This window comes from Bradyrhizobium sp. SHOUNA76 (genome assembly GCF_023006445.1).
Classification (GTDB): domain Bacteria; phylum Pseudomonadota; class Alphaproteobacteria; order Rhizobiales; family Xanthobacteraceae; genus Bradyrhizobium.
The window spans coordinates 1-26,552 of sequence record NZ_JALBHA010000039.1 but is presented as its reverse complement, the minus strand read 5'-3'; the positions used below and the strand labels follow the sequence as shown (position 1 = coordinate 26,552).

The following is a 26,552-nucleotide window of genomic DNA, read 5'->3' as shown; positions in this document are numbered from 1 at the left end:
GTGCAGTCGGTGGCGCTGCGCCTCGTCTGCGACCGCGAGCTCGAGATCGAGAAGTTCGTCGCGCGTGAATATTGGTCGCTGATCGCGACCCTGCTGACCCCGCGCGGCGATGCGTTCGAGGCCCGCCTCGTCGGCGCCGACGGCAAGAAGATCCAGCGTCTCGACATCGGCACCGGCGCGGAAGCCGAGGATTTCAAGAAGGCGCTGGAGACGGCGGCCTACGCCGTCACCGCGGTCGACGCCAAGCCCGCGCGGCGCAATCCGCAGGCGCCGTTCACCACCTCGACGTTGCAGCAGGAAGCCAGCCGCAAATACGGCTTTGCGCCGGCGCACACGATGCGCATCGCCCAGCGCCTCTATGAAGGCATCGACATCGGCGGCGAGACCACCGGACTCATTACTTATATGCGTACCGACGGCGTGCAGATCGCCCCCGAGGCGATCACGCAGGCGCGCAAGGTGATCGGCGAGGATTACGGCAACGCCTATGTGCCGGATGCCCCCCGTCAGTACCAGACCAAGGCCAAGAACGCGCAGGAAGCGCACGAAGCGATCCGCCCGACCGACATGTCCCGCCGCCCCGACAGCATGAGCCGCAAGCTCGATGCCGATCAGGCGCGTCTCTATGAGCTGATCTGGAAGCGCACCATCGCGAGCCAGATGGAATCGGCCGAGCTGGAGCGCACGACCGTCGACATCACGGCGAAGGCAGGCTCCCGCACGCTGGAGCTGCGCGCCACAGGCCAGGTCGTCAAGTTCGACGGCTTCCTCGCGCTCTACCAGGAAGGCCGTGACGACGAGGAAGACGAGGATTCGCGCCGCCTGCCCGCTATGAGCCCGAACGACGCGCTCAAGCGGCAGGGCCTGTCCGTCACCCAGCACTTCACCGAGCCGCCGCCGCGCTTCTCCGAGGCCTCGCTGGTCAAGCGCATGGAAGAGCTCGGCATCGGCCGGCCCTCGACCTATGCCTCGATCCTCCAGGTGCTGAAGGACCGCGGCTACGTCAAGCTGGAGAAGAAGCGCCTGCATGGCGAGGACAAGGGCCGCGTCGTGGTCGCGTTCCTCGAGAGCTTCTTCAGCCGCTACGTCGAATACGATTTCACCGCCAATCTGGAAGAGCAGCTCGACCGCATCTCCAACAATGAGATCTCCTGGCAGCAGGTGCTGAAGGATTTCTGGACCGGCTTCATCGGCGCCGTCGACGAGATCAAGGACCTGCGTGTGGCGCAGGTGCTCGACGTGCTGGACGAGATGCTCGGACAGCATATCTATCCGCCGCGGCCCGATGGGGGTGACATCAGGCAGTGCCCCAGCTGCGGCAATGGCCGTCTCAATCTGAAGGCCGGCAAGTTCGGCGCCTTCGTCGGCTGCTCGAACTATCCGGAATGCCGCTACACCCGCCAGCTCGCCGCCGATGGCGAGGCGACTGCTGACCGTTCGCTCGGCCAGGACCCCGATACGGGCCGCGATGTCTGGGTCAAGGCCGGCCGGTTCGGCCCCTATATCCAGCTCGGCGAGCAGAAGGATTATGAGGAAGGCGAGAAGCCGAAGCGCGCAGGCATCCCGAAGGGCACCTCCCCCGGCGATGTCGAGCTCGAGCTCGCGCTGAAGCTGCTCTCGCTGCCGCGCGAAATTGGAAAACATCCCGAAACCGGCCAGCCCATCACCGCCGGCCTCGGCCGCTTCGGGCCGTTCGTGAAGCACGAGAAGACCTATGCCAGCCTGGAAGCCGGCGATGAGGTATTCGACATCGGCCTCAATCGCGCGGTGACGCTGATCGCGGAGAAGGTCGCCAAGGGCCCGAGCCGCCGCTTCGGCGCCGATCCCGGCAAGGCGATCGGCGATCATCCGACACTCGGCACCGTCACCGTGAAGAGCGGCCGCTACGGCGCCTATGTCACCGCCGGCGGCGTCAACGCGACGATCCCCGCCGAGTTCGAAAAGGACACCGTCACGCTGCCGCAGGCGATCGCGCTGATCGACGAGCGCGCAGCCAAGGGCGGCGGCAAGGCCAAGAACTCTAAGACGGCCAAGAAGGCGGCAAAGCCGGCCAAGGCCAAGAAAGCTACAGAGAAAGCTACGGACGGCGAGGACGCCGCGCCAAAGCCGAAGAAGCCGACCGCGAAGAAAGCCGCGGCCAAATCGAAAACCGAATCCACCAGCAAGGCGCGCGCCGCATTGTCGTCGACAGCCAAGACGTCGCCGACCAAGGCCGCCGCCGGCAAGGCTCCGGCCAAGAAGAGTGCCGGCAAGACTTAAGTCAGAATTAGAGGTTAAGTGAAACGCAAGAATGACCATGGCTTTCCCGACAGGCAAGCCATCGTCGCCTTCATCAAGGCAAATCCAGGAAAGGTCGGGACCCGCGAAATTGCGCGCGAGTTCGGCCTGAAGAACGCCGATCGCGTCGAGCTCAAGCGCATGCTGCGCGAGCTCGCCGACGACGGGGCCATCAAGAAAAAACGTCACAAGGTGTCCGAGCCGGACACGCTGCCGCCGACGCTGGTCGCCGACATTACCGGGCGCGACTCCGACGGCGAATTGATCGCCTCGCCCACCGAATGGGACGAGGTCGAAAGCGGCGAGCCGCCGAAGATCCGCATCCAGATGCCGCGCCGGCCAAAGCCGGGCACCGTCGCCGGTGTTCGCGACCGCGTGCTGCTGCGCGTCGAGCCGAGCAACGAGGCCGAAGGCCCGGCCTATCTCGGCCACGTCATCAAGGTCTTCGACAAGACCAAGAGCCGTATCCTCGGCGTGTTCCGCAGCCTTCCCGAAGGCGGCGGCCGGCTCGTGCCCGTCGACAAGAAGGCTGCCGACCGCGAACTGAACATTGCGGCAGCCGATACGCACGGCGCGCAGGATGGCGACCTCGTCAGCGTCGACATCGTCCGCACGCGCAGCTTTGGGCTTGCGTCCGGCCGGGTGAAAGAAAAGCTCGGCTCGGTCAAGTCGGAGAAGGCGATCAGCCTGATCGCGATCTACGCGCACGACATCCCGCTGCAATTCTCCCCTGCCGCCGAGCGCGAGGCGGAAGCGGCCGAGCCCGCGAACCTGAAGGGGCGCGAGGACTGGCGCGACGTGCCGCTCGTCACCATCGATCCGCCGGATGCGAAGGACCATGACGACGCGGTGCATGCCGAGCCAGATCCTGATCCGAACAACAAAGGCGGCTTCATCGTCAACGTCGCCATCGCCGATGTCAGCTACTACGTCCGGCCTAGCACCGCGCTCGACCGCGACGCGCTCGACCGCGGCAACTCGGTTTACTTCCCCGACCGCGTCGTGCCGATGCTGCCCGAGCGCATTTCCAACAATCTCTGCTCGCTGGTGCCTGGCGAGCCGCGCGGCGCGCTCGCGGTGCGGATGGTGCTCGGCCCCGACGGCCGCAAGCGCTCACACAGCTTCCACCGCATCCTGATGCGCTCGGCGGCAAAACTGAGCTACGCGCAGGCGCAGGCGGCGATCGACGGACGGCCGGACGACACCACCGGTCCCCTGCTCGATCCGATCCTGCGGCCGCTCTATGCCGCCTATGCCTGCGCCAAGCGTGCACGCGACGAGCGCGATCCGCTCAATCTCGATCTGCCCGAACGCAAGATCCTCCTGAAGAGCGACGGCACGGTCGATCGCGTCGTCGTGCCTGAACGGCTTGACGCGCACAAGCTGATCGAGGAATTCATGATCCTCGCCAACGTCGCCGCGGCCGAGATGCTGGAGAAGAAGTCGCTGCCGCTGATCTACCGCGTGCATGACGAGCCGACGCTGGAGAAGGTGCACGCGCTCGCAGAATTCCTGGAGACGCTGGACGTCCCCTTCGCCAAAGCGGGCGCGCTGCGTCCCACCACGTTCAACCGCGTGCTGGCCCAGCTCGAAGGCCATGACTATTACCCGCTGGTGAGCGAGGTGGTGCTGCGCGCCCAGGCACAGGCCGAATACTCTTCCGAGAATTACGGTCATTTCGGCCTGAACCTGCGCCGCTACGCGCATTTCACCTCGCCGATCCGCCGCTATGCCGATCTCGTGGTGCACCGCGCGCTGGTCCGCGCGCTCGGCCTTGGCGAAGGCGCCCTGCCCGACAGCGAGACGCCGGAAACCCTGAGCGAGGTCGCGGCCCACATCTCGGTGACCGAGCGGCGCGCGATGAAGGCGGAGCGCGAGACCGTCGACCGCCTGATCGCCCATCACCTCGCCGACCGCATCGGCGCAAGCTTCCAGGGCCGCGTCTCCGGCGTCACGCGCGCCGGCCTGTTCGTCAAGCTTGCCGACACCGGCGCCGACGGTCTGATCCCGATCCGATCCCTCGGCACGGAATATTTCAACTATGACGAGGGCCGGCACGCACTCGTCGGCACCCGCAGCGGCACCATGTATCAGCTCGGCGACGTCGTCGACGTCCGCCTGATCGAAGCTGCCCCGATCGCGGGCGCGCTGCGCTTCGAGCTGCTGTCGTCGGCCAGTGATAGCGCGCCGCGTGGCCGCAGGCCATCCGGCCCGCAACGCCGCCCCTCCTTCAAGGCGCATCCCGGACGCAGCCCGGATAAGAAACGCAAGCCGGCGAAGCAGAAATCCGGCAAGGGGAAGAAGAACAAGGGAAAAGCCAAGGGCAAAAAGGGCAAAGCATGGTGACGATGAGCACGGCCCCAAAAATCTGGACGCGGGAGACGGGTCTCGTCGAGAAGCGCGATCTCTGGACGGCAATGAAGCGCGGCTTTCGCGGCCGCTGCCCGCGCTGTGGCCAGGGAAAGCTGTTCCGCGCCTTCCTGAAGACGGCAGACAATTGCGCCAAATGCGACCTCGATTTCACGCCGCATCGCGCCGATGACCTGCCCGCCTATCTCGTCATCGTCATCGTCGGCCACATCGTGGTGCCGGCCGTTTTGTGGATCGAGACCAATTACACCACGCCGGTCTGGATCAGCTTCGCGGCCTATTTGCCCTTCACCTTCGTCGCCTCGCTCGCGCTGCTGCAGCCCGTCAAGGGAGCTGTGGTCGGCCTGCAATGGGCTCTGCGCATGCACGGGTTTGACGAGAACCCGCCGGATGGTATTCCGCCTGTATAAGCAAAATAGGCAGGAACGGTCTGGGTGAGGACATGACGGATACGACGCAAGTTGCGGAGAAGGCCAAGGTTCACGAGGAAAAGGAAGCCGACCATCATCCCTATTTTCGCCCGAGGGATGCGGCGACCCTGATCCTGGTCGATCGCAGCGGCGCCATTCCGAAAGTGCTGGTCGGCAAACGCCACGACAAGGTGGTGTTCATGCCCGGCAAGTTCGTCTTCCCGGGCGGGCGCGTCGACAAGGCCGACTATCGCGTGCCCTGTGCGGCGCCGATCACGGCCGAGCTCGAAGCCAATCTCGCCAAGGGCAGCCCGAAGACGCCGGCCTCGCGCGCGAAGTCGCTCGCCATCGCCGCGATCCGCGAGGCCTGCGAGGAGACTGGTCTCTGCCTCGGCCGCAAGTCCGAGGGCAAGACGCCGAAGCTCGACGGTCCCTGGAAGCCGTTCGCCGATGCAGGCCTCCTGCCCGATCCGTCAGGCCTGTTCCTGATCGCCCGCGCGATCACTTTGCCCGGCCGCGTCAAGCGCTTCGACACGCGCTTCTTCACCGCGGATGCTTCCGCGATCACCCACCGCGTCGACGGCGTCATCCACGCCGATGCCGAGCTGGTCGAGCTGGTCTGGGTCGAACTCGGCTCGAAGCCGCTGGCCGATCTGCATCCGATGACGCGCAACGTGCTCAACGAACTCGACACCCGCCTTGCCACCGGCCCGCTCCGCCACGATGCGTCGGTGCCGTTCTTCCATTTCTACGGCGGCAAGATGCAGAAGGATATTTTGGGCTGAGGCTGTATTACGGGGCGCGCCTCTCTCCTCTCGTCATTCCGGGGCGCGCGTAGCGCGAGCCCGGAATCCATTCATCCATCGTCTCCGCGGCCCGATCGATTCTCAGGTGCGCAATCGCGCACCCTAGTTCGCGCCAAGCGGCGCGCCCCGGAATGACGTGCTGAGAGAGCTGCAAAAAACAAAAAATTCTTCCCGCTGCCGCCAATGGCGGAGTTCCGCCGCGTGCCTATGTCTTTCCGAACGACAATGAAGAAGGACACCGGGCGATGGCACAACGGCAACTCAAGCTTGGCGCGTTCATGCGCCCGATCAGCATCCACACCGGCGCCTGGCGCTATCCCGGGGCCTGGCCTGACGCCAATTTCAATTTCGGTCACATCAAGACGCTGATCCAGAAGCTCGAGGCCGGCAAGTTCGACGCCTTCTTCATGGCCGATCACCTCGCCGTGTTGAACATGCCGGTCAATGCGCTCAAGCGCAGCCACACCGTGACCTCGTTCGAGCCGTTCACGCTGCTGTCGGCGCTCTCCGCGGTCACCGAGCGGATCGGGCTGATCGCGACGGGATCAACCACGTTCGACGAGCCCTATCACGTCGCGCGCCGCTTTGCGTCCCTCGACCATCTCAGCGGCGGCCGCGCCGGCTGGAACATCGTCACCACCTCGAACCCGGACGCGGCGCTGAATTTCGGCCTCGACGATCACATGGAGCACGCCGAGCGCTACAAGCGCGCCCGCGAGTTCTACGACGTCGTCACCGGCCTGTGGGATTCCTTCGCCGACGACGCTTTCGTGCGCGACGTCGAAAGCGGGCTGTTCGTCGATCCCCAGAAGATGCACACGCTCGACCACAACGGCAAATATGAAGGTGCGCGGCCCCCTCAACATCGCCCGCCCCGTGCAGGGCTGGCCCGTGATCGTGCAGGCCGGCGCGTCGGAAGACGGCAAGCAGCTCGCGGCCGAGACGGCGGAAGCCGTCTTCACCGGCGGCGGCAGCCTCGCCGACGGGCAAAAACTCTATGCCGACATCAAGGGCCGCATGGAAAAGATCGGCCGCGATCCCGAGCACCTCAAGATCCTGCCCGGCGCCTTCGTGGTGGTCGGCGACAGCGTCGATGAGGCCAAGGAGAAGCGCGCTTTGCTCGACAGCCGCGTGCACTACGACAGCGCCATCGCCTCGCTCTCCGTCATCCTCGGCACCGACGCATCGGGCTTCGATCCGGATGGCCAATTGCCGGAGATTCCGGAAACCAATGCCAGCAAGAGCGGCCGCCAGCGCATGGTCGACCTCGCCAGGCGCGACAAGCTGACGGTGCGCCAGCTCGCCCAGCGCGTCGGCGGCTATGGTGGGCTGTCCTTCGTCGGCACCGCCAAAACCATCGCCGACCAGATGGAGGAATGGCTGGTCGGGCGCGGCTCCGACGGCTTCAACATCATGTTCCCGTTCCTGCCCGCCGGCCTCGACGATTTCGTCGACAAGGTCGTCCCGGAGCTGCAGCGCCGCGGGATTTTCCGCAAGGAGTATGAAGGGGCCACTTTGAGGGAAAATCTGGGCCTGCCACGGCCGAAAAACCGGTTCTTTGAGGCCTAATGGGCCCGTTTTGGGTGGTTTTTGGGGTGTAAAACCTTGACATCAGGCGGTTTCTGGCTAGGTTGCCGGCCAACGCGGGCCGTTTGGCCGGCTCCAGATTCCCTTCATTTCTGAGGTTCAGAACATGGCCAAAGCGGTCACCATCAAGGTCAAGCTCGTGTCCTCGGCCGACACCGGCTTCTACTACGTCGCCAAGAAGAATTCGCGCACCATGACCGACAAGCTGGTCAAGAAGAAGTACGATCCGGTCGCGCGCAAGCACGTCGAATTCCGCGAAGCCAAGATCAAGTAAGATCGCGGCAAGCGTTGAAGAGTTTTGCGGGGCCCTTTCGGGCCCCGTTTTCTTTTGGCGTCGGTCCGGGCACGGACGGAGGTGACTGCTGCGGCTATCATCGGTCGCTCAAATCGACCGAGGGATCGTCGGATGAAAACCTCGTTAGTTGTTCTGCTTTCCGGCTTGGTGGGCTTCGCGTTTGGAGCATCCCTGCTTGGATTCGCAGCTCTGTGGATCGGGATCTCATTTCTCGGTCACGTCCAGGGCGACATTCACAGCGATTGGACCCTCCTCGTATTCCTGGGAGCCCTGCTGTGTTTTGGCGTCGGCGGAGCGGCAGGAGCCAAGGCTGCTGTCCGTCTTGCCAGATCCCGCGTGTGAGCGGACGCAGACATAACGACCCTGAGCGGACCCTGTTCTGCAGCGCATCGCCAGTCACGTTAGCTGCGGCCGGGCATGAGGCCGAAGCTGATGCGCTGGACTTTTCTCCGTCATGGTTGCGAATTGATCCCCCCATCGCCGACCACGCCGCGGCTATCTTGCGCAATAACCGCCCACCATTGGCGCATGCGGATAGCGGCAAGCCAAGTGTGACCCACGTCGCGGAGCGCCGTGACCGGCTTCATTATCTCCACCGGCATCGTTGCATGGACCTGGTCGATTGCCGTGAAGAGCCATTTGCCCCTGCTGGATCCGCTCCGCTTCGCGGCAGCTCTCGGCGTTGCGATTTTCCATCAGATGTTCTGGTCCTGGGCCTGGACCTCGATCGGCGTCCCCGGCTTCGAGCGCACCGTCGCCGCTGACGTGATCTACCCCTCCGCCGCGGCCTTCACGTGGTTCGGCTGGGTCGGCGTCGAAATCTTCTTCGTGATCTCCGGCTTCGTCATCGCCAATTCCGCGAGCACATCTTCGCCGGGTGCGTTTCTGCTCGGCCGCGCGCTCAGGCTCTATCCAGCGGTGTGGGTGTGCGCTACTGCGACCCTTCTCGTTCTGCTGCTGTCCGGCAGTGGCCCCGCTACGGACGTCATCGTCCCCTACCTCCACGCCATGCTGATGGTGCCCAAGGGCGTCACCGGCCAGTGGCTGGACGAGGTCTATTGGACGCTGGCCGCCGAGACGGCGTTCTATGGGCTGGTATTTTGCGCGATGCTCACGAGGAAGATCACGCTGCGGCACCTGGCCTTCGGCCTCACCATCTACAGCGCGATCTTCAATGCGGTCGCACTGGTGGTGCTGTCGTGCACTACGCCGTCCGACCTGCCCTATCTCATCATGTTGATGTTCCGGGTGCCCTGCGCGGCATTCCTCTTGACGCACGGCTGCTTCTTCGCGCTCGGGATCTGGCTGTTCATTTCGGCGAACAGGCGGCTGACCGCGCTCGAGCAGGTCGCCGTCGCCGTCACATGCCTTTCAGGCGCCGCCGAGATTTACTTCTTTGCCTCTTTCCTTTTGACGTCGGTGCCCGCCATCGCGGATCAATCGGCCCTCGTGCCGGTCATGGTCTGGGCGGCCGCAGTGCTGCTCATTGCCCTGGCCGCAATCCGCAGCAGGCGTTCGGCCGGCATCCCTGCTCCTGAATCACCCGCCTATTTGAGAACGCTCGGACTGATCACCTATCCGCTCTATCTCACGCACAACGTCATCGGCGCTGCGATCATTCGTGCCCTGGTCGATGCCGGCCTCGATGCCACCTCGGCCCTTTGGATCGCGCTCGGCCTGCTTGTCTTGGTCTGCTGGGTGATCTGCACCAAGATCGAGCCGGCCGTCAGGTCCGCGTTGATGCAAGCCCTCGCATATTACGGCAGGCTGCCAGAGGGTCGGCCGGCGTTGCGCCGCCCGGCACTGGCGCGGGGGCTGCGCCTGCCACGGCCTGTCCCGGTCAAGGTGAACGTCGCGATGTCCTAGGCGCGGTTGACGCCGACGCTCCAAGTCAGCGGCGGCCCAGGCCACACTCCAACCGCTGGTCAGCATCCATCAGTCCCGGCTGACAGGAACCTTTTCAGGGGGGAACGGTTGGCATGCGATGGCGAGGCCGCAGCACAGCCGCCGCTCATGAAGACCGCGTGGACCAGTGCCCTGAGCGGCTGTCCGATGCAGTGTCGTCCTGCACTCCCGCAGCTGAATTCGGTAAACGCTCAGCGGACGACGGGACAGGGACAGCATGAGGCCTGTAACGCGACAGCCCTTCAAACCCCGCACCCCTGAAGAACTAATGGCGCTGCTGGGTGCAGTAGCAACCGCGGTTCTGACCGTCATCATCATCTCGATGCTCTATTTCGGTCGAGATATCTTCGTGCCCGTTGCGCTGGCCATACTCCTCAGCTTTGTACTGGCGCCGCTGGTCGGAATATTGCAACGAATCCATGTCCCGCGGGGATTGGCAGTCGTGAGCGTGGTTGTCGTCGCGTTCATGCTGATCTTCGCGATCGGAAGCCTTCTCGCCACCCAACTGACGCAACTCGCTGGGGACCTGCCCAGATATCAATCCACGATCAGCGACAAGATCCAGGCATTCCGGGACACCAAGGCCGGCAGGGGCACGCTGGAGCGTGCTTCCGACATGCTGAAGGATCTCAGCAAGGAGCTTGATAGACCGAAGGATGCCCCGCCCCCGCCCCGGACCGGCATGGTCGCTGGCTCAAATGCCTCGGCGCCACCGGTACCGGTCGAAGTGCGCCAGCCCGATCCCGGCGCGCTGGAGAGTCTGCGAACCCTGATCTCTCCGCTCATTCATCCGCTCGCGACCACCGGCATCATCATCATTTTCGTCATCTTCATCCTCATTCAACGCGAGGATCTTCGTAACCGCTTCATTCGGCTGGCGGGCTCCTCGGATCTGCAGCGCACCACCGCCGCATTGGACGATGCAGCGAGCCGCCTCAGCAAGCTGTTTCTGACCCAGCTCCTCCTGAACGGTGCATTCGGCGTGGTGATCGGCACCGGCCTCTGGGTCATCGGAATTCCCAGCGCGATCCTCTGGGGCATCCTCGCGGCTGCGCTTCGTTTCGTTCCCTATGTCGGCGCCGTTATCGCCGCCGCATTTCCGCTGGCACTCGCAGTTGCCATCGATCCCGGCTGGTCGATGCTGCTTTGGACTCTCGCCCTCTTTCTTGTCGTTGAACCGATCGTAGGCCATGTCGTCGAGCCGATGGTTTACGGGCGCAGCACGGGGCTTTCACCCGTTGCCGTCGTCGCATCGGCAACGTTCTGGACCGCGCTTTGGGGACCGATCGGCCTTGTCCTTGCGACCCCCCTCACGATTTGCCTCGTGGTGCTCGGGCGGCATGTGGAGCGATTGGAATTCCTCGACGTCATGTTTGGAGACCGGCCAGCGCTTTCTCCTCCGGAAATCTTCTATCAGCGGATGCTGGCGGGAGATCCGACCGAAGCGGCCGAAAAGGCAGAGGAATTTTTGAAAGAGCGCTCGCTGGCTTCGTATTATGACGAGGTTGCGCTGAAGGGTTTGCAGATGGCGCAAGCCGACGCGGAGCGCAATGCGCTCGACCAGGAACGGCTCACGAAGATTCGAGACGCCGTCAGCGAATTTGCAGCGGATCTTGCCGAACAGGACGACCGGCCCCCCGCGAAGAGCAATTCAACCAAAGATGTTGAAGCCTCATCCGCGGTTGAAGGCATTGCGGAGAATGCGGCCAACGAACACCTGCCTTACCTCCGCAAAGAGACTCTCCCGCCGGACTGGCAGGGCGAACACCCCGTCCTCTGCGTGGCCGGACGCACGCTGATCGATGAGGCGGCCGCGATCATGCTGGCCCAGCTTTCGACCGAGCACGGGCTCGCCGCGCGGGTCGAAGGCGCGGCATCGCTTTCCACGACCAATGTCTTTCGTCTGGATACGACGGGCGTTGCGATGGTCTGCCTGGTCTATCTGGATGCCCACGCTGCGGCACACATGCGGTACTCCATGCGGCGTCTGAGACGGAAACTGCCGAAGGCAACCATCATCCTGGGCTGCTGGGTCAAAGACGTTGACCCGGCTGCCCTGGAATCGCTGCGGGAAGGCGCCAAGGCTGATCTCGTTGCAACGAGCATCGGCGAGGCCGTCAGGCTGTGCATCGATGCGACGGGGGTAACGGAACAGCAGCGTGAAGCCCCCGGGCAGGATGGAACCACAATTGCTGCGGCATGACATCTCCATCGCAACTTTGGAAGCGTTTCTCGTCGCTCTATAGCCCCGTACGCTGAACCAAGAATGCCAGGGTCATCACTGCGAGCTAAATCATGAAGCGTCCCTGGACGCTGCTGGGCTGCAAAGGTCGTTCTCTTGCGCCCGCCACAACCGGACGCGCTTCAAATTCAGCCTCTGCAGAGCACAATCCACGGGCCGCTCAGCCCCTCCATACTACGCCGTCCGCAACACCGGCGCCGGCGGCTGCGACGGCCTGACGAGCGCGAACGCGACCTGCACGATGCCCCCTGCCAAGCCCAGCGCCACGCCGATGCGCCAGGCCATGGTGTAGGAGCCGAGCGCGTCGTAGAGCACCCCGCCTCCGTAGGCACCGAGGAAGCTGCCGATCTGGTGGCTCATGAAGGCGAGGCCCTGGATCATCGCCTGCCAGCGCAGGCCGAACATCTCGGCGACGGCGCCTGCGACCAGCGGGCCGACGCCCATCCAGAGGAAGCCCATGATGGCGCCGAACAGCAGCGTCGAGAACGGCGTTGCCGGCAGCATGAAGTACCAGGCGAGCGCCAGCGAGCGCAGGATGTAGATGCCGCCCAGAAGCGCCAGCTTGTTCCAGCGCTCGCCGGCCCAGCCGAAGAACAGCGAGCCCAGCACGTTGAAGCCGCCGATCATGCCGAGCGTCTGCGCGCTCAGCATCGGATCGAGGCCGCAGATCGCCAGATACGACGGCAGATGCGTGGTGAGGAACACCAGCTGCATGCCGCAGACGAGATAGGCGCACGTCATGACCACGAAGGAGGCGTTCCCGAACGCCGCCCTGGTCACCGACGCGGCGGTAGCATCGCCAATGTCGTCGGCGGCGGGCTTGGGCAGCGGGACCTGATCGACACGGCCGGCATACCAGGCCGCGGGAATCATCAGCACCGACATGACGACGAAACCGGCAAGGCCGATGCGCCAGCCAAAACCCTCGTTGAGCATCTGTCCGATCGGCGCCGACAGCAGCGCGCCGAGCGAGCCCGCGCCGGAGACGATGCCGAGCACGGTGGAGCGCACCGTTGCAGGGACAGCGCGCGCCGCCACCGACATCGCGATCGCGGCCGCCGTGCAGGCCAGCGACGTTCCGATCAGCACGCCGGCGCCGATCATGATGCTGACCAGCCCGTTCGCGGTCGCCATCAGAACGAGGCCGACGATGTACATCAGCGATCCCACGATCATGATCGGACGGAAGCCGTAGCGCACCGTCATCGCGCCGGCGAGCGGCTGGAGAAAGCCCCAGGCGAGGTTCTGCACCGCCAGCGCCAGTGTGAAGTCCGAAATCGAAAGGTGAATGTCGTGCGTCAGCGGCTGCATGAAGATGCCGAGGCTCTGCCGCAGCCCCATGCTCAGCGTCAGCATGATCGAGGCGCCGATCAGGATGGGCAATGTTGGACGCAGGACCTGCAGCAGGGGCATTTTCTTCTCCCTTTTGGGCACGGCGCAATTGCCGTCGTCCGCTTTTGCCGTTGATTTTGGTTACACAGACCTGTTTACTTAGGCTATGGATGGCTGGTGCTGTCAAGCGAACTGGACGCGCGCTACCGCATGGCTCCTCCGCCCGCCCCACAGACGATGAAAGAGCGGATCCTTCAGACCGCCGACAAGCTGTTCTATCTGCAAGGCATTCGCGCGATCGGCGTCGACACCATCGCGGCCGAGATCGGCATCTCCAAACGCACGCTCTACAACCACTTCCCCTCCAAGGACGCGCTGATCGCAGCTTATCTGCAGCGCCGCTTCGTGCACGCGTCCCCTTCGGACAAGCCGCCGGCCGAGCAGATCCTCGCCACCTTCGATTCGCTGGAGCGGCGCTTTGCGGCCAGGGATTTTCGCGGCTGCCCGTTCGTGAACGCGGTCGCCGAGCTTGGTCCTGCCGACCGCGCCGTGAAGAAGATCGCGGTGGCCTTCAAGGAAAGCCGCCGCCTCTGGTTTCGCGACCGCCTGACCGAGCTCGGTGTGCGGGACGCGGAGGCGCTCGCAACGCAGTTGGTGCTCTTGGTCGACGGCTCCATTGCGCAGGACCTGGTGCGCGACGATCCGGCGATGGCGCGTGCCGCGAAGGAAGCGGCGAAGGTCTTGTTGCGGAATGCGGGGGTGGATGTGATGGCAAAGGGACGCAAGCCCGCGCCACAATGATCACCGTCATCCCGGACAAGCGCAGCGAAGCGAAGCGCAGATCCTGGATCCATAACCACAGAAAGCAATTTGACGAAGACTCGTAGTTGCCAGCTCGCGCGGCAAACTTCTCCCTGGGGTTATGGGTCCCCGCCTGCGCGGGGACGACGACGGAGAATGTGGCGAGACATTCATCTCACGCCCAGGTCCTGCCAATGCTTCTGTTTTGCCCGACGCGTCAAACCGGCCCGATCACCCCGTCAGCGGTTTTCGAACTCGCATAACCCATTGATCCGACTAGCGCCGGCTACTGTGCATGGGGTTGTTTTCGCGAATTCGCGGGGGCGCCCTTACGCCGCCTGCGACACGACGCGATTGCGGCCGTCGTGCTTGGCGCGATAGAGCGCGGTGTCGGCACGCTTGAGCACGTCGCCTACCGCCTCGCCCTTCTGCTCCAGCGTGGTCAGGCCGATCGAGATCGTGACCTCGATGCGCTTGGCACCCTTGTGGATCGCGAACGGCTCTCCTGCGATCGAGCGGCGCAGGCGCTCGGCGACCATGCCGGCGACGTGGAGATCGGTCTCGGGCATCACGATGACGAACTCCTCGCCGCCGTAGCGGCAGGCCAGATCAATGCCGCGGATCGACTTGCGGACCCGCACCGCGAACTCGCGCAGCACGTCGTCGCCGGCGTCGTGGCCGAAATTGTCGTTGATCGACTTGAAGAAGTCGATGTCCAGGATCATCAGCGCCAGCGGCTTGCCGCGGGTCGCGGCCTGCTCGGCGAGCGTCGCCAGATGGCTCTCCATGTAGCGGCGATTGTGCAGGCCGGTGAGCGCATCGGTGATCGCCATCTCGATCGAGTTCTGCACGTTGTCGCGCAAATGATCGGTGTAGCGGCGGCGGCGGATCTGGGTGCGGGCGCGCGCCAACAGCTCGATCTTGTCGATGGGACGCAGCAGGTAGTCGTTGACGCCGATCTCGAGGCCGCGGAGCAGCCGCGTCGAGTTCTCGGGGTCGGCGATCGCCAGGATCGGCACGTGCCGCGTCCGCTCCAGCGAGCGCGCCTGGCTGCAGAGCCTGAGGCCGTCGAAATTGTTGAGGTCGAGCGAGACGATCAGCAGGTCGTAACTGCCCTCGGCAGCGTGGAACAGCGCCTCCGTCGGGTTCGGCTCGACGTCGATGGTGTGCTCGGCGGCAAGGATCGTCGCCAGCCGCTCGTAGGAGGACTGACGGTCGTCGACCAGCAGGATGCGGCCGCCCTTGCCGGTGTCGGCCACGGCGCTGCGCTCGGGCGCCTGCATGCCGATCTCGAGCGAGGTGATGGCGCGCATGCGCAGTTCGTCCGTCATCATCTTCAGCCGCGTCAGCGAGCGCACGCGCGCGATCAGCACGACATCGGAGACGGGTTTGGTCAGGAAATCATCGGCGCCAGCCTCCAGCCCGCGATTGCGGTCGGCCGGGCTGTCGAGCGCCGTCACCATGACGACGGGAATGTGGTGCGTCGCCGGATCCGTCTTGAGGCGGCGGCAAACTTCGAAACCGTCCATGTCAGGCATCATCACGTCGAGCAGGATGATGTCGCATTCGGCGCGGCGGCTGATCGCCAGCGCCTCGGTGCCGTTCGAGGCGGTCATCACGTCGAAATATTCGGCGGACAGGCGGGCTTCGAGGAGTTTGACGTTGGCAGGAACGTCATCGACAACCAGGATACGCGCGGACACTGTGAACTCACTTCCTATCCGATAAAACGCCGGACCGTCTCGATGAATTTGCCGACCGAGATCGGCTTGGACAAATAAGCCTCGCAGCCGCCCTCGCGGATGCGCTCTTCGTCGCCCTTCATCGCGAACGCCGTGACCGCGACGACGGGAATGGCGCGCAGCTCCGGATCGTCCTTGATCCAGCGCGTCACCTCGAGGCCGGAGACCTGCGGCAATTGGATATCCATCAGCACGAGGTCGGGCCGCGTCTTGCGAACGAGGTCGAGCGCCTCGTAGCCGTTGCTGGTGCCGGAGGTCTGATAGCCATGCGCCTCCAACAGGTCGCGGAAGAGCTTCATGTTGAGCTCGTTGTCTTCCACGATCAGGACGGTCTTAGCCATCCCGCCCTCCTGATGGGTCCGCAGACCGGTACATGTGACGCCTCAGACGCCGCTTTCCGGCGTTTCGAAAACTGGATTCAAACTAGCCTCAGATTCGCTTGAGTTTCGTTAAACCCGAGGGTCGACTTTCTGCGATGTGGTTTCCAGTTGCTTGCCTGGGGTCGGAAGACTCACGGACGAGACTCGGGCATGATGATTCCAAATTAGAGACCGAAAGTTAACGGAAAGGCAAACCGTCCCCTTGAAAAAGCCTGTTCACAACCCCCGCGAAGTCGCTGAAATCATTGCGATTCAGGCACTGTCCTTCGTCGCGAGCGAGCCCGAGCGGCTGGGCCTGTTCCTGGCTGAGACAGGGGTCGGTCCAGAGACCCTGCGTAATGCTGCCACGGATCCCAATTTCCTGCTCAGCGTGCTCGATTTCGTGCTGCGTGATGACGCCACTGTGAAGGCCTTTGCCAGCTCCGCGGAACTGCACCCGACCAACGTTGCCGCAGCGCGGCAGGTCCTCGGCGACGCGCTCGGCGACCCCTCCTGGGAGCGCGACGTGCCGTGACCAGCTCCGACCCGGCCGGGCCCCGCTGCTTCTGCCGGGATTGTCTGGTCGATCTGGACATGGGCGTGCGGCGCTGCTCGGCCTGTGGTTCCCCTCGCCTCGTCCGCCACCGGGCGCTGTCGACGCTGAACATCGCGCATATCGACTGCGACGCTTTCTACGCGACCGTCGAGAAGCGGGATAACCCCGATATTGCCGACAAGCCCGTCATCATCGGCGGCGGCAAGCGCGGCGTGGTGTCGGCTGCCTGCTACATCGCCCGCACCTATGGCGTGCGCTCCGCCATGCCGATGTTCAAGGCACTCGAAGCCTGCCCGCATGCGACCGTGATCCCGCCCGACATGGCGAAGTATGTTCGCGTCGGCCGCGAGGTGCGCCAGGCCATGCAGGCCCTGACGCCGCTGGTCGAGCCGCTCTCGATCGACGAGGCTTTCCTCGATCTCTCCGGCACCGAACGGGTGCACGGCATGATCCCGGCCAAGGTGCTGGCGCGCTTTGCCCGCGACGTCGAGCGCGACATCGGCATCTCCGTCTCCGTCGGCCTGTCCCGCAACAAGTTTTTGGCCAAGATCGCGTCCGACCTCGACAAGCCGCGCGGCTTTGCCGCGCTCGACCAGGAGGAAGCGCGCGCGATGCTCGCGGACAAGCCGGTTGGCTTCATCTTCGGCGTCGGCCCCGCCACGCAGGAGCGGCTCGTGCAGCGCGGCTTTCGCATCATCGCCGACCTGCAGAAGGCCGACGAGATCGAGATGATGCGGCAATTTCCGAGCGATGGCCGCCGGCTGTGGCGGCTCGCACGCGGCATCGACGACCGCCGCGTCGAGCCTGATCGGGGCGCCAAGACGATTTCCAGCGAAACCACCTTCGAGACCGACATCCGCGATTTCGCGGCGCTGGAGAAGATCTTGTGGCGGCTGTGCGAAAAGACGTCGTCGCGCCTCAAGAGCAGCGAGCTCGCCGGCTCGACCGTGACGCTGAAGCTGAAGACCGCCGATTTTCGCCAGCGCACCCGCTCGCAGTCCATCGCCGCGCCGACGCAGCTCGCCGCGAAGATCTTCTCGATCTGCCGCGAGATGCTGGCCAAGGAAATCGACGGCACCGCCTTCCGCCTGATGGGCGCCGGCGTCAGCGCGCTGCGCGAGGGATCGGCGATCGACGACACCGACATGCTCGACCGCCGCGCCGCCCACGCCGAGCGCGCGGTGGACAGCCTGCGCAAGAAGTTCGGCAGCGCCGCCGTGATCCGCGGCATTGCCTATGAGCGGCCGAAGGCGCAGGAGTGATCGAGCCCTGCTCAACTCAGTCGCGTTCGAATATCCGCGCCCCCGGATAGACGCGCCGGGCATACTGAACCACCAGCTGCCGATCCTGTGTCTCCAGGAACGGAGTACGGATCTGACAAGATCCGACGATGAGGTGCCACAGGCCGTTGAGCTTTCGAATGACCACGTTCATTTGAGCTTCCTCGCAGTGACCCGAGTGGACTCAAATTGTAAGAATCTCCCGCCGTCGCTCAATTGTACCAGCGTAAGCTCGGCGTATGAGAAGGATTGGAGGAGATATACAAAGGTATGTTGGACGTGGTTTCCACAGCCGCCGGCGCCGACAGCTTCGCGAAGGCGCTTCTCCTCGTCCGGAGGCTCGCACCGTGACAGGCGAACGCGATCTCGACGCGCTGCTGAAAGATATGAAGCCGGAGATGATGAACGGCACTTTCGTGTTTTGCACGCTTGCGCCGGGCGTGAACCTTCCAGCCACGATCAGTCCGATGCTGACATTCCGCGAACGCGAAGGTACGACGCTGGTGCTAATGCACGAGGAGGCCGAACGTGCCGGACTGCGCCATGAATTTCCATCGCGCCTGATCACTCTGACGGTTCGCTCCGCGCTCGATGCGGTGGGCTTCCTGGCCGCCATCACGGCGCGTCTGGCCGAAGCCGGCATCAGCGTGAACGCCGTCTCGGCCTTCCACCACGATCATCTCTTCGTGCCTGCCGACCTGGCCGACGAGGCGCTGGCTCTCCTGCGGGAGATGTCCAAAGCAACGTAGGATGGGTAGAGCGAAGCGAAACCCATCAAGCTCTTTCCGCGCAACAGGTGCGATGGGTTTCGCAAGTGCTCTACCCATCCTACGGTCACTCAATCCGCGACGGCCACCGCCTCGATCTCGATCATCCATTCCGGCGCGGCGAGTGCGGAGACGCCGACGAGCGTAGAGGCCGGCGGCTCCATGCCTTCGAAGAAGGCGGAGCGAGCCTTGCCGATGATGGGGCGCAGCTCCGGCTTGTAGTTCACGACGAAGGTCGTGATCTTGACGATGTTGGAATAGCTCGCCCCCGCCGCCTTCAGCGCGTGCCCGAGATTCTGCATCACCTGCGTCGTCTGCGCGGCAATATCGCCCTCGCCGACGATCCGCCCCTCCTCGTCCACCGACACCTGGCCGGAGATGTAGATAGTCCGCGCGCCGGTCGCTGTTACGACGTGGGAGTAAGCGGGGTTGTGATGCAGGCCGCTGGGGCGGAGATGATCGAGCTTGGGCATGGCTGGCTCCCTTGGGTTTTTGCTTGGGCGGGAGCGTAGCTGGAGAGCGCGCTGAGAGCTAGATGCGGCGACGAGCACCCCTCATGCCCCGTCATCCTGAGGTGCTCACCACGCGACGCAAAGCGGCGCGTGGTGAGCCTCGAAGGATGCACGGCCCCGGTGCAGCCGGGCCGTCGCCCTTCGAGGGCCGCTGAAGAAGCGGCCACCTCAGGGTGACGGTGATGGAATGGAGCGTCGCGTGGGCTGCAAACGCCCTCAATTGCAGGGCTTGCTGTCCTTGACGTCGAACTTGCCCATCGCGCCGGAAATGACAAAGTCGTTGTAATCGAGCACGAGCTGGCGCGAGACGCCATTTTCGTAGAGCTCGAACGCCATCGCGTAGACCGGCGTCTGCTCGCCTTCCTTCCGCTGGGCCTCGCGGTCGAAATAGCTGACGGTGACGGGCCAGCGCTTGAGCGACTTCATGTGCTCGTCCGCGGTCGACGGATCGGCGGAGGTGGCGCGGTCGGCGGGGATCGGCTGGCCGATCACGGTCAGCGTGTTGTAGACCTTCTGGCCGTCGTCAGAGCCGTCATAGACGGAGAGCTCGAGCAGCGACTTGCCGTCCCTGGCGGCCGCGATGATGCGCTGGATCTGCTCGGTCGGGAACACGATCTTGCCGTCGAGCGTGAAGCTCTTCGGGGCCGGCAGCTTCAGCTTGACGTTGATGTGGTCGCCGTCACGCTCGGCCGAGCCGTCGACCCGGCCGGCATCCGCCTCGTTCATGCGCGTCTCGATCTTGAAGCGGTAGCTTTTGCCCGCAGCGTCCTCCCAGGAATTGGAGCGGAGGTCGCTGAGCGTGACCTTGCCCTCGCCGCTGTCGAGCTCGGAGACCTGGCGGAATTCGGAGGTGTAGCCCTCGCACGAGCTTCCGGTGAAGTTGTAGAGGATACGGCCACGCGCGCTGTTGACGGAGTTGGAGCGCGATTTCACCAGGCTGAGGTCATAGAGCGCTTGATGCGCCAGAAACGGACCGTTGGCGGCCTGTGCCCCGCCGCCGGGACCGAAAGCGGCCGCCGCGAGCGCCATCACACCGAGCGAAGTCCGGAAAAGGTGCACCATGTCTATTCCTTGGGGATGCGTCCTTGGGAAGCGCAGATTCGACATTTTAATGACCGTTCCATTGCGTCGCAACTGAGGCCGTTTCACGTAAAGTTGCGGCCCTTGCGTTGAACCTGCTGCTAGGCCTCAACAAATGCAGCCCCTTCCGGTTGCTTGCATGTGGCGGCCCGATGGGCGAAACAGGGCGCGCCCGGCCGCCTGCGGACGCGCCGGGGCGAATGATTTCTGGACAACGAGGTCGGACATGGCGGGCACGGTCGAGCAGAAGCTGGCGGAACAGGGCATCAAGCTGCACGAGGCTCCCACTCCCGTCGCCAATTACGTCCCGTTCGTGCGCACCGGTAATCTGTTGTTCGTCTCCGGCCAGGTCTGCTTCGACCCCGCCGGCAAGCTGATCGCCAAGGGCAAGCTGGGCGCCGGCGTCTCCATCGAGGACGGCGCTGCGGCGGCGCGCGGCTGCGCGGTGAACCTGCTGGCCCAGGTCAAGGCGGCGCTGGGCGACCTCGACAAGGTCGTGCGCGTGGTCCGCCTCGGCGGCTTCATCAACTCGGCGCCGGACTTCCTGGACGGGCCGAAGGTCCTGAACGGCGCCTCGGACCTGATGGTCGCCGCCTTCGGTGACAAGGGCCGCCATGCCCGTACCACGGTCGGCGTCGCCTCGCTGCCTGCCGATGCGGCGGTCGAGGTCGACGGCGTGTTCGAGGTCGCCTGACGCGCATGCGCGCTCCGGATTGGCTGACAGCCCGGCCGGTCGCCCATCGCGGCCTGCACGACATTTCGCGCGGCATTGTCGAAAACATGCCGGGCGCAGTGCAAGCTGCGATCGCGGGCAATTTCTCGATCGAGGTCGATATCCAGCTCTCCGCCGATGGCGAGGCCATGGTGCATCACGACCACGCGCTTGGCCGCCTCACCGAGGCGACCGGCGAGGTGGTCGAAAGGACCGCGGCGGAGTTGAAGGCGATCAAGTTCAAGGACACGCCTGAGCAGATGATGTCGCTCAGCGACCTCTGCGCGCTCGTCGCCGGCCGCGTCCCGCTGGTGATCGAGGTGAAGAGCCATTTCGGCGGCGACCGCAAGCTGGTGAAGCGGATGGCGGAGGTGCTGGAATCCTACGACGGGCCAGCCGTCGGCATGTCCTTCGATCCCGACCAGGTGCTGGCGCTGCGCGAGCTGTTGCCCTCCCGTCCGCGCGGCATCGTCGCGCAGCGGACCTATGAGGACGACTACTGGGCCAAGCTGAGCCAGGAGCAGCGCGACAGCATGCTGTACCTGCGCCACGGCTTTCAGACCCAGCCCCACTTCGTCGCTTTTCGGGTCGACGACCTCCCGGCCCCCGCCCCCTGGATCGCCCGCAACCTATTCGGCTGCGCCCTGCTCGGCTGGACCGTCCGCACACCCGAGCAGCGGACGCGGGTCGGGCAGCATGCGGACCAGATGATTTTTGAAGGGTTTGTGCCGTAATCCTCGCTCGTGTCCCGGACGCGCTGCAACGCTACAGCGTTGCTGCGCAGAGCCTGGACCCATCTCTCCGCAAGCGTGCTGCCACATGGGCCCCGGCTCTGCAGCGCACCGCTGAAGGAGCGCTGCGCTGCGTCCGGGGCACGATCGAGCCACGTCCCGCCCCCTTGAAGTCGCTGCTGCAATGCACGATCTTGGGCGGGATGGCATCACCTGAAATCACGCTCGAGGCCGTACCTTCGATTGGCAACGTGTCACCGGAGGATTGGGACGCCTGCGCCAACCCCGGCAAGGCCACTCACGAAAAGGCCTGCAACGGACATGGGCCGGGAGCCTCATCCGGACTTCCAGGCGATTCCCTCGGCCTCTTAGAACCTGCTTATAACCCATTCGTCTCGCACGCATTTCTCTCTGCCGTCGAGACATCGGGTTCGGCGACCATCCGCACCGGCTGGGGCTCGCGGCACCTCGTGGCCAAGCTCGATGGCCGCGTCGCCGGCGTCGTGCCCTGCTATCTGAAATCGCATTCCCAAGGCGAGTACGTCTTCGACCGCGGCTGGGCGGACGCCTATGAGCGCGCCGGCGGGCGCTACTATCCGAAGCTCCAGGTCTCGGTTCCCTTCACCCCGGCAACCGGGCCGCGGCTGCTGGTCCGCGACGGCGTCGATCGCGAACGCATCATGGAGGCGCTGGCGAGTGGGCTGGTGGCGCTGTGCGGCGTCAGCAAGGCCTCCTCCGTCCATGTCACGTTCGCGCAGGAGGCCGAGTGGAAGCTGCTCGGCGAGCACGGCTTCCTTCAGCGCACCGATCAGCAGTTCCACTGGCACAATGAGGGCTTTGCGAGCTTCGACGATTTCCTGGCGACGCTGAACTCGCGCCACCGCAAATCGATCAAGCGCGAGCGGCGCGATGCGCTCGCCGCCGGGATCACCATCCACTGGCTCACGGGCAAGGATATCACTGAGGACGCCTGGGATGCTTTCTTCATGTTCTACATGGAGACCGGCTCGCGCAAATGGGGCCGCCCTTATCTGACGCGCGAGTTCTTCTCGCTGATCGGCGAGACCATGAGCCAGGACGTGCTGCTGGTGATGGCCCGCCGCAACGATCGCTGGATCGCAGGCGCGATCAACTTCATCGGCTCGGACACGCTGTTCGGTCGCAACTGGGGCGCGGTCGAGCATCATCCCTTCCTGCATTTCGAGGTCTGCTACTATCAGGCGATCGATTTCGCGATCAACCGCGGCCTGAAGCATGTCGAGGCCGGCGCGCAAGGTGAGCACAAGATCGCGCGCGGCTACCTGCCGCGCACCACCCATTCCGCCCACTTCATCGCCGATCCCGGTCTGCGCCGCGCCATCGACGATTATCTCAAACGCGAGCGCGCCTATGTCGCGGAAGCCGGACGGGAGCTTGCCGAGCTCGGCCCGTTCCGCAAAGGCGTCGACGAGGCGCCTTGACGGTTTGCCGTGGCTGGTGACAGTAAGCGCAAAATTCGAGGAGCCGCCGTATGACCGCCTACGACACCAACAACATCTTCGCAAAGATCCTGCGCGGCGAGCTGCCTTGCTCCAAGGTGTACGAGGACGAGCACGTCTTCGCGTTCCTCGACATCATGCCGCGCGTGCCTGGCCATACATTGGTGATCCCGAAGGCCCCTGCCCGCAACATCCTCGACATCAAGCCCGACGACTACGCCCATGTCGCCCGTGGCGCGCACAAGATCGCAGCCGCCGCGATGAAGGCGTTCAACGCCGACGGCATCACCGTGCAGCAATTCAACGAGCCCGCCGGCGGACAGGTGGTGTTTCACCTGCACATGCACGTGATGCCGCGCCACGACGGCGTGGCGATGTTGCCGCCCGCCAGCCGCAAGGAAGACGCCAAGGTGCTGGAAGAGCACGCGGCGAAGCTGATCGCGGCGCTGAAGGCAGGCTAGCGCCGCACACTCCGTCATTGCGAGGAGCCCGCGACAAAATTGCGAAGCAATTTTGCGCCGATGCGACGAAGCAATCCAGACTGTCTCTGAGGAAACAGTCTGGATTGGTTCGCTTCGCTCGCAATGACGGCGGCGAGAGCGCCCTCACTCCGTCTCGAAATCGCCCTTCTGCGGCGCGGCCAGAGGCGTGAACTCGCAACGATCCGGCTTGATGTCGATCAGCGGCGTATTGTCGAGGCAGTCGAGCCCGCGCACCAGGATCGCATTGCCCTCGATCCCGACCAGCTTCACGATCGAGGTACCGATCGGATTGGGCCGGACCGGCGAGCGCAGCGAAAAGGTGCCGCGGGTTTTCTCGTTGTTCTTCGGGCTTTGCAGGATGATGTCGCGGCGCGACTGGTCAAGCCAGTAGAGCACTTCGAGATTGCTGTAGAAATCGACGCCTTTGATCGCCGGTACGAACGGCTCGAAGATCTCGAGGCGGCACACCGGACCATCCTGACGTCCCTGCCGCGGCGTCTCCAGCCGCGACGCCCAGGGCGTGCGGATACGGCCGATGAAGACGAGGCCGGCATCTTGCGTCGGCGGCAGCTCGATGGCGACCTCGCCCTCGCGGAGCTCCTGTTCGCGAACCATATTTCCTGTTCCTTAGCTGTTCGCCGGCGGTTTTAGCCCAACCACCACTTGCCGGCCAGCATGAAGACTTCGCCGGTGACCACGCCCGCAAAGATCGAGCGACGGGCCAGCAGGAAGGCGACGAGGCCGGCCGCCACCGCGCCGTAGCGCAGCACATCCGGCACGCTGGCGAGCGCGCCCGGCGGCTCAACCACGATCTGCGCGATGACGCCGGCGAGGATCGCGGTCGCAACCGCCCGCACCCAGACAAGTAGTTCGGAGCCTTCGTCGATGCCGCCGCCGAACCACAGGCCCAGCATGCGCCATATCTGGTTGGGAAAGACGCCGGCGACGAACAGCACCGCCAGCGCATGCCAGTCGCCGATCGCCTGCGCAAAGCTCATGCGCGCACCTGTCGCCACCAATGCACGCCATAGGCGATCGTGCCGGCCACCACCCCACTGACCAGGATATCGACGCCGGAGTTCATCTTCGCGGCCAGCGGATACAGCAATATGCCGAGCACGAGCGCGACGACATCGGCGACCTCGCGGCTGTTGCGCGCGGTCGAGAACAGGAAGGACAGCGGCGTCAGCAGCAGGATCGCCGCTCCAAGCGTCTGCGTCAGATTGGCGGCGAGGAAATAGCCGACCGCGTTGGCGACGAGGCACACCGAGACGAGGCCACAGCCGAGCCCGTGAACGAAGGCGATCCGCCGCTCACGCGGCACTTGCGGCAGGAAGCGGTGGCATTCGACCCACAGCGTCACCGCGGTGAGGTGCGCGGCAAAGATCAGCTCGCGCCGCTTGGTCGTCGGCGTGCGCATCAGCGGCAGCACCGAGACCACCATCGGAAACAGACGGATCGCGCTGACCGTGACTGCAATCGCCGACTGAATGATGGTGGCGCCGGAGCCGAGCGTGGTGATCAGGATGATCTGCGCCGGCCCCGCCCAGACGAACAGCGTCGAGCAGAGCGCCCAGGCCAGGCTGAAATGGGAGTCATGGGCGAGTGCGCCGATGCCGAGATAGGTCACGAACAGCACGATGGTGAGGATCGTCTGCGTGATCGAGCGCAGCCCCCAGCCGAAGGCAAGCCAGGGACTTTGCCATTGAGGAGAATCGAGCGGAGGAAGCGCCACGGGAGGTTTGGCCGGTGAGGAATCGTGCCCGCATAACGGGGGATGTCGCGGCACACGTCAAGGAAGCGGGCGGCGGGGCTGGCATGCAGGCCGCCCCAATCACAGGCCGTCATTCCGGGGCGCCGCGCAGGCGGCGAACCCCGGAATCCATAACCACGATCGTGTGTATGGATTCCGGGCTGGCGCCCAAGGGGGCGCGCCCCGAAATGACGGCGCGTGTAGGCGACGCCCTACCCACTCACGCCCTGTTCCTCAGCACGAAGCAGGCACCACCGGCCTTGCGGATGCGGTTGCAGAGATCATCCGCTTCGCCGCGCGTGTCGGCGCCGATGCGTACCTGGTAGAACGCGCGCGTGCCGCGGCTGCGCATCACGGATGACAGCAGGCTCGGATCGCGCTCGCCAATCACCGTGCTGAGCCGCGTCACGGCGCGGGAGTACATCGCCAGCGCCCTGTTGCGGTCGAAGCCGGCGGCGAGCTGGACGCCCCATGCCTTTGCGGCCGCAAGCTCCACATGCTGCTCGAGCTCGGCGACGAAGGCATTCGGCGCGCGTTTGAGCAGCGCCATCAGATCACGGCAGCTGGTCGGCGGCGAACTCGGCGGGCCCTTGCCGGTCGCTCCCGCCTTGGCCCAGGCATCGACGCTCGTGCCGGTGATGGCGAAGACGTAGTTGCGGGTCTGCTCCGGCATCGACCCGGTGCCGGCGAGCCATTCCTGCACGCGCCGCGGACCGGCATTGTAAGCCGCCGCGGCAAGGCCGAGATTGCCGAACTGGCTGCGCAGCTCGCTCAAGAACTCCGCCGACTTCGGCAATGCCTGCACCGGATTGAACGGATTGAGCAGCCCGCGCTCGCTGGCGGTGCCCGGCATGAACTGCGCGATCCCCTGTGCGTGCTCGCCGCTGCGCGTCGTGGGGCCCACCGCATCGGCTTGAAAGCGGCTCTCCTGCCAGATCACCCGGGCGAAGAATTCCAGCGGAAGATTGGCATCGCGCGCGGCCGCCTCCACGATCAGGCAGATCGACTCCCGCGTATCGCTCTCGCGCGCGTCAGCCGGCTTCTCCGCCGGCTTCGCGGGCTCCTCCGCCTTCGG

The 26,552-nt window shown here is 64.8% G+C and carries 26 protein-coding genes and 1 pseudogene; 17 read left to right on the top strand and 10 right to left on the bottom strand.

The window, feature by feature from the left end; all coding sequences use genetic code 11:
• From topA to MOV74_RS08095, 9 genes and pseudogenes are all read left to right on the top strand, one after another.
• Positions 1-2,259, top strand: a 2,259-nt coding sequence (topA, locus tag MOV74_RS08135) for a type I DNA topoisomerase (protein WP_246919895.1), incomplete at its 5' end; no start/stop codon positions are given.
• A gap of 18 nt (positions 2,260-2,277) precedes the next feature.
• The gene (rnr, locus tag MOV74_RS08130) at positions 2,278-4,623 is read left to right on the top strand and encodes a ribonuclease R (protein WP_246919893.1); all 2,346 of its coding nucleotides are present in this window, start codon (positions 2,278-2,280) and stop codon (positions 4,621-4,623) included.
• Complete coding sequence (locus MOV74_RS08125; RefSeq protein ID WP_246919890.1) at positions 4,617-5,057, top strand: DUF983 domain-containing protein; 441 nt, start codon at positions 4,617-4,619, stop codon at positions 5,055-5,057. Before rnr ends, MOV74_RS08125 begins: the two co-directional genes overlap by 7 nt.
• A 32-nt stretch (positions 5,058-5,089) precedes the next feature.
• On the top strand, positions 5,090-5,842 hold the full coding sequence (locus tag MOV74_RS08120) for an NUDIX domain-containing protein (RefSeq protein ID WP_246919888.1): 753 nt from the start codon (positions 5,090-5,092) through the stop codon (positions 5,840-5,842).
• Between the two features lie 266 nt (positions 5,843-6,108).
• Positions 6,109-7,432, top strand: a pseudogene (locus MOV74_RS08115) (LLM class flavin-dependent oxidoreductase).
• A gap of 124 nt (positions 7,433-7,556) precedes the next feature.
• A complete protein-coding gene (gene rpmG / locus MOV74_RS08110; protein ID WP_007603295.1) occupies positions 7,557-7,724 on the top strand; it encodes a 50S ribosomal protein L33 in 168 nt (55 codons plus the stop codon).
• Positions 7,725-7,856: 132 nt separating this feature from the next.
• Positions 7,857-8,087 (top strand): hypothetical protein, encoded by a 231-nt coding sequence (locus MOV74_RS08105; protein ID WP_246919885.1) that lies wholly within the window; start codon positions 7,857-7,859, stop codon positions 8,085-8,087.
• A 231-nt stretch (positions 8,088-8,318) separates the two neighbouring features.
• Positions 8,319-9,611, top strand: coding sequence for an acyltransferase (locus MOV74_RS08100; protein WP_246919882.1), 1,293 nt, complete (start codon positions 8,319-8,321; stop codon positions 9,609-9,611).
• A 307-nt stretch (positions 9,612-9,918) separates the two neighbouring features.
• Positions 9,919-11,853 (top strand): AI-2E family transporter, encoded by a 1,935-nt coding sequence (locus MOV74_RS08095; RefSeq protein ID WP_246919879.1) that lies wholly within the window; start codon positions 9,919-9,921, stop codon positions 11,851-11,853.
• Between the two features lie 213 nt (positions 11,854-12,066).
• On the opposite strand, the gene MOV74_RS08090 is transcribed toward MOV74_RS08095, so the two are convergent.
• Complete coding sequence (locus MOV74_RS08090; protein ID WP_246919878.1) at positions 12,067-13,305, bottom strand: MFS transporter; 1,239 nt, start codon at positions 13,303-13,305, stop codon at positions 12,067-12,069.
• A gap of 129 nt (positions 13,306-13,434) precedes the next feature.
• Between MOV74_RS08090 and MOV74_RS08085 the strand changes: the two genes are divergently transcribed.
• Positions 13,435-14,025, top strand: coding sequence for a TetR/AcrR family transcriptional regulator (locus tag MOV74_RS08085; protein WP_249797471.1), 591 nt, complete (start codon positions 13,435-13,437; stop codon positions 14,023-14,025).
• Positions 14,026-14,354: 329 nt separating this feature from the next.
• Here MOV74_RS08085 and MOV74_RS08080 read toward each other — a convergent pair whose 3' ends face one another.
• On the bottom strand, positions 14,355-15,728 hold the full coding sequence (locus tag MOV74_RS08080; RefSeq protein ID WP_246919876.1) for a PleD family two-component system response regulator: 1,374 nt from the start codon (positions 15,726-15,728) through the stop codon (positions 14,355-14,357).
• Positions 15,729-15,742: 14 nt separating this feature from the next.
• Positions 15,743-16,108, bottom strand: a complete 366-nt coding sequence (locus tag MOV74_RS08075; protein WP_246919875.1) for a response regulator — start codon at positions 16,106-16,108, stop codon at positions 15,743-15,745.
• A 241-nt stretch (positions 16,109-16,349) separates the two neighbouring features.
• On the opposite strand from MOV74_RS08075, the gene MOV74_RS08070 reads away from it, so the two are divergent.
• Together MOV74_RS08070 and MOV74_RS08065 are read left to right on the top strand one after the other, a co-directional pair.
• Positions 16,350-16,661 (top strand): DUF3572 domain-containing protein, encoded by a 312-nt coding sequence (locus MOV74_RS08070; protein ID WP_246919874.1) that lies wholly within the window; start codon positions 16,350-16,352, stop codon positions 16,659-16,661.
• On the top strand, positions 16,658-17,944 hold the full coding sequence (locus tag MOV74_RS08065) for a DNA polymerase IV (protein ID WP_246919873.1): 1,287 nt from the start codon (positions 16,658-16,660) through the stop codon (positions 17,942-17,944). Before MOV74_RS08070 ends, MOV74_RS08065 begins: the two co-directional genes overlap by 4 nt.
• Before the next feature lie 16 nt (positions 17,945-17,960).
• Here the strand turns inward: MOV74_RS08065 and MOV74_RS08060 are convergent, their stop codons facing one another.
• On the bottom strand, positions 17,961-18,116 hold the full coding sequence (locus tag MOV74_RS08060) for a hypothetical protein (RefSeq protein WP_162832276.1): 156 nt from the start codon (positions 18,114-18,116) through the stop codon (positions 17,961-17,963).
• 193 nt (positions 18,117-18,309) lie between these two features.
• Between MOV74_RS08060 and MOV74_RS08055 the strand changes: the two genes are divergently transcribed.
• Positions 18,310-18,711, top strand: a complete 402-nt coding sequence (locus MOV74_RS08055; RefSeq protein ID WP_246919871.1) for an ACT domain-containing protein — start codon at positions 18,310-18,312, stop codon at positions 18,709-18,711.
• A gap of 89 nt (positions 18,712-18,800) precedes the next feature.
• Here the strand turns inward: MOV74_RS08055 and MOV74_RS08050 are convergent, their stop codons facing one another.
• Both MOV74_RS08050 and MOV74_RS08045 read right to left on the bottom strand, forming a co-directional pair.
• The gene (locus MOV74_RS08050) at positions 18,801-19,202 is read right to left on the bottom strand and encodes a RidA family protein (protein ID WP_246919868.1); all 402 of its coding nucleotides are present in this window, start codon (positions 19,200-19,202) and stop codon (positions 18,801-18,803) included.
• 255 nt (positions 19,203-19,457) lie between these two features.
• The gene (locus MOV74_RS08045; RefSeq protein ID WP_246919867.1) at positions 19,458-20,303 is read right to left on the bottom strand and encodes a cell envelope integrity EipB family protein; all 846 of its coding nucleotides are present in this window, start codon (positions 20,301-20,303) and stop codon (positions 19,458-19,460) included.
• Between the two features lie 244 nt (positions 20,304-20,547).
• Between MOV74_RS08045 and MOV74_RS08040 the strand changes: the two genes are divergently transcribed.
• The 4 genes from MOV74_RS08040 to MOV74_RS08025 all read left to right on the top strand — a co-directional run bounded on the left by MOV74_RS08040 (position 20,548) and on the right by MOV74_RS08025 (position 23,703).
• Positions 20,548-21,015, top strand: a complete 468-nt coding sequence (locus MOV74_RS08040) for a RidA family protein (protein ID WP_018321130.1) — start codon at positions 20,548-20,550, stop codon at positions 21,013-21,015.
• Between the two features lie 5 nt (positions 21,016-21,020).
• A complete protein-coding gene (locus tag MOV74_RS08035; RefSeq protein ID WP_246919866.1) occupies positions 21,021-21,767 on the top strand; it encodes a glycerophosphodiester phosphodiesterase in 747 nt (248 codons plus the stop codon).
• Between the two features lie 200 nt (positions 21,768-21,967).
• Positions 21,968-23,224 carry a GNAT family N-acetyltransferase gene (locus MOV74_RS08030; RefSeq protein WP_246919865.1) on the top strand — a complete coding sequence of 419 codons (1,257 nt, stop codon included), beginning with the start codon at positions 21,968-21,970 and terminating at the stop codon, positions 23,222-23,224.
• 50 nt (positions 23,225-23,274) lie between these two features.
• Positions 23,275-23,703 carry an HIT family protein gene (locus MOV74_RS08025; protein ID WP_246919864.1) on the top strand — a complete coding sequence of 143 codons (429 nt, stop codon included), beginning with the start codon at positions 23,275-23,277 and terminating at the stop codon, positions 23,701-23,703.
• A 144-nt stretch (positions 23,704-23,847) separates the two neighbouring features.
• Here MOV74_RS08025 and tsaA read toward each other — a convergent pair whose 3' ends face one another.
• The 4 genes from tsaA to MOV74_RS08005 all read right to left on the bottom strand — a co-directional run.
• Positions 23,848-24,339: a tRNA (N6-threonylcarbamoyladenosine(37)-N6)-methyltransferase TrmO gene (gene tsaA, locus MOV74_RS08020; protein ID WP_246919863.1), complete on the bottom strand. Its 492-nt coding sequence runs from the start codon at positions 24,337-24,339 to the stop codon at positions 23,848-23,850.
• A 32-nt stretch (positions 24,340-24,371) separates the two neighbouring features.
• Complete coding sequence (locus MOV74_RS08015) at positions 24,372-24,722, bottom strand: AzlD domain-containing protein (protein ID WP_246919862.1); 351 nt, start codon at positions 24,720-24,722, stop codon at positions 24,372-24,374.
• Entirely contained in the window at positions 24,719-25,459 is a 741-nt protein-coding gene (locus tag MOV74_RS08010) for an AzlC family ABC transporter permease (RefSeq protein ID WP_246919861.1), read from the bottom strand. The genes MOV74_RS08015 and MOV74_RS08010 overlap by 4 nt, the downstream gene beginning before the upstream one ends.
• Before the next feature lie 238 nt (positions 25,460-25,697).
• Positions 25,698-26,552, bottom strand: an 855-nt coding sequence (locus MOV74_RS08005; protein WP_246919860.1) for a lytic transglycosylase domain-containing protein, incomplete at its 5' end; no start/stop codon positions are given.

Bases quoted from the DNA above. Each gene is read 5' to 3' on its own strand.
- MOV74_RS08075 (WP_246919875.1), bottom strand. From the start codon at position 16,108: ATGGCTAAGACCGTCCTGATCGTGGAAGACAACGAGCTCAACATGAAG.
- MOV74_RS08015 (WP_246919862.1), bottom strand. From the start codon at position 24,722: ATGAGCTTTGCGCAGGCGATCGGCGACTGGCATGCGCTGGCGGTGCTG.
- MOV74_RS08050 (WP_246919868.1), bottom strand. From the start codon at position 19,202: ATGCCCAAGCTCGATCATCTCCGCCCCAGCGGCCTGCATCACAACCCC.
- MOV74_RS08120 (WP_246919888.1), top strand. From the start codon at position 5,090: ATGACGGATACGACGCAAGTTGCGGAGAAGGCCAAGGTTCACGAGGAA.
- MOV74_RS08045 (WP_246919867.1), bottom strand. From the start codon at position 20,303: ATGGTGCACCTTTTCCGGACTTCGCTCGGTGTGATGGCGCTCGCGGCG.
- MOV74_RS08040 (WP_018321130.1), top strand. From the start codon at position 20,548: ATGGCGGGCACGGTCGAGCAGAAGCTGGCGGAACAGGGCATCAAGCTG.
- MOV74_RS08125 (WP_246919890.1), top strand. From the start codon at position 4,617: ATGGTGACGATGAGCACGGCCCCAAAAATCTGGACGCGGGAGACGGGT.
- MOV74_RS08085 (WP_249797471.1), top strand. From the start codon at position 13,435: ATGGCTCCTCCGCCCGCCCCACAGACGATGAAAGAGCGGATCCTTCAG.
- MOV74_RS08105 (WP_246919885.1), top strand. From the start codon at position 7,857: ATGAAAACCTCGTTAGTTGTTCTGCTTTCCGGCTTGGTGGGCTTCGCG.
- MOV74_RS08030 (WP_246919865.1), top strand. From the start codon at position 21,968: ATGGCATCACCTGAAATCACGCTCGAGGCCGTACCTTCGATTGGCAAC.
- MOV74_RS08035 (WP_246919866.1), top strand. From the start codon at position 21,021: ATGCGCGCTCCGGATTGGCTGACAGCCCGGCCGGTCGCCCATCGCGGC.
- MOV74_RS08090 (WP_246919878.1), bottom strand. From the start codon at position 13,305: ATGCCCCTGCTGCAGGTCCTGCGTCCAACATTGCCCATCCTGATCGGC.
- tsaA (WP_246919863.1), bottom strand. From the start codon at position 24,339: ATGGTTCGCGAACAGGAGCTCCGCGAGGGCGAGGTCGCCATCGAGCTG.
- MOV74_RS08060 (WP_162832276.1), bottom strand. From the start codon at position 18,116: ATGAACGTGGTCATTCGAAAGCTCAACGGCCTGTGGCACCTCATCGTC.
- rpmG (WP_007603295.1), top strand. From the start codon at position 7,557: ATGGCCAAAGCGGTCACCATCAAGGTCAAGCTCGTGTCCTCGGCCGAC.
- MOV74_RS08095 (WP_246919879.1), top strand. From the start codon at position 9,919: ATGGCGCTGCTGGGTGCAGTAGCAACCGCGGTTCTGACCGTCATCATC.
- MOV74_RS08025 (WP_246919864.1), top strand. From the start codon at position 23,275: ATGACCGCCTACGACACCAACAACATCTTCGCAAAGATCCTGCGCGGC.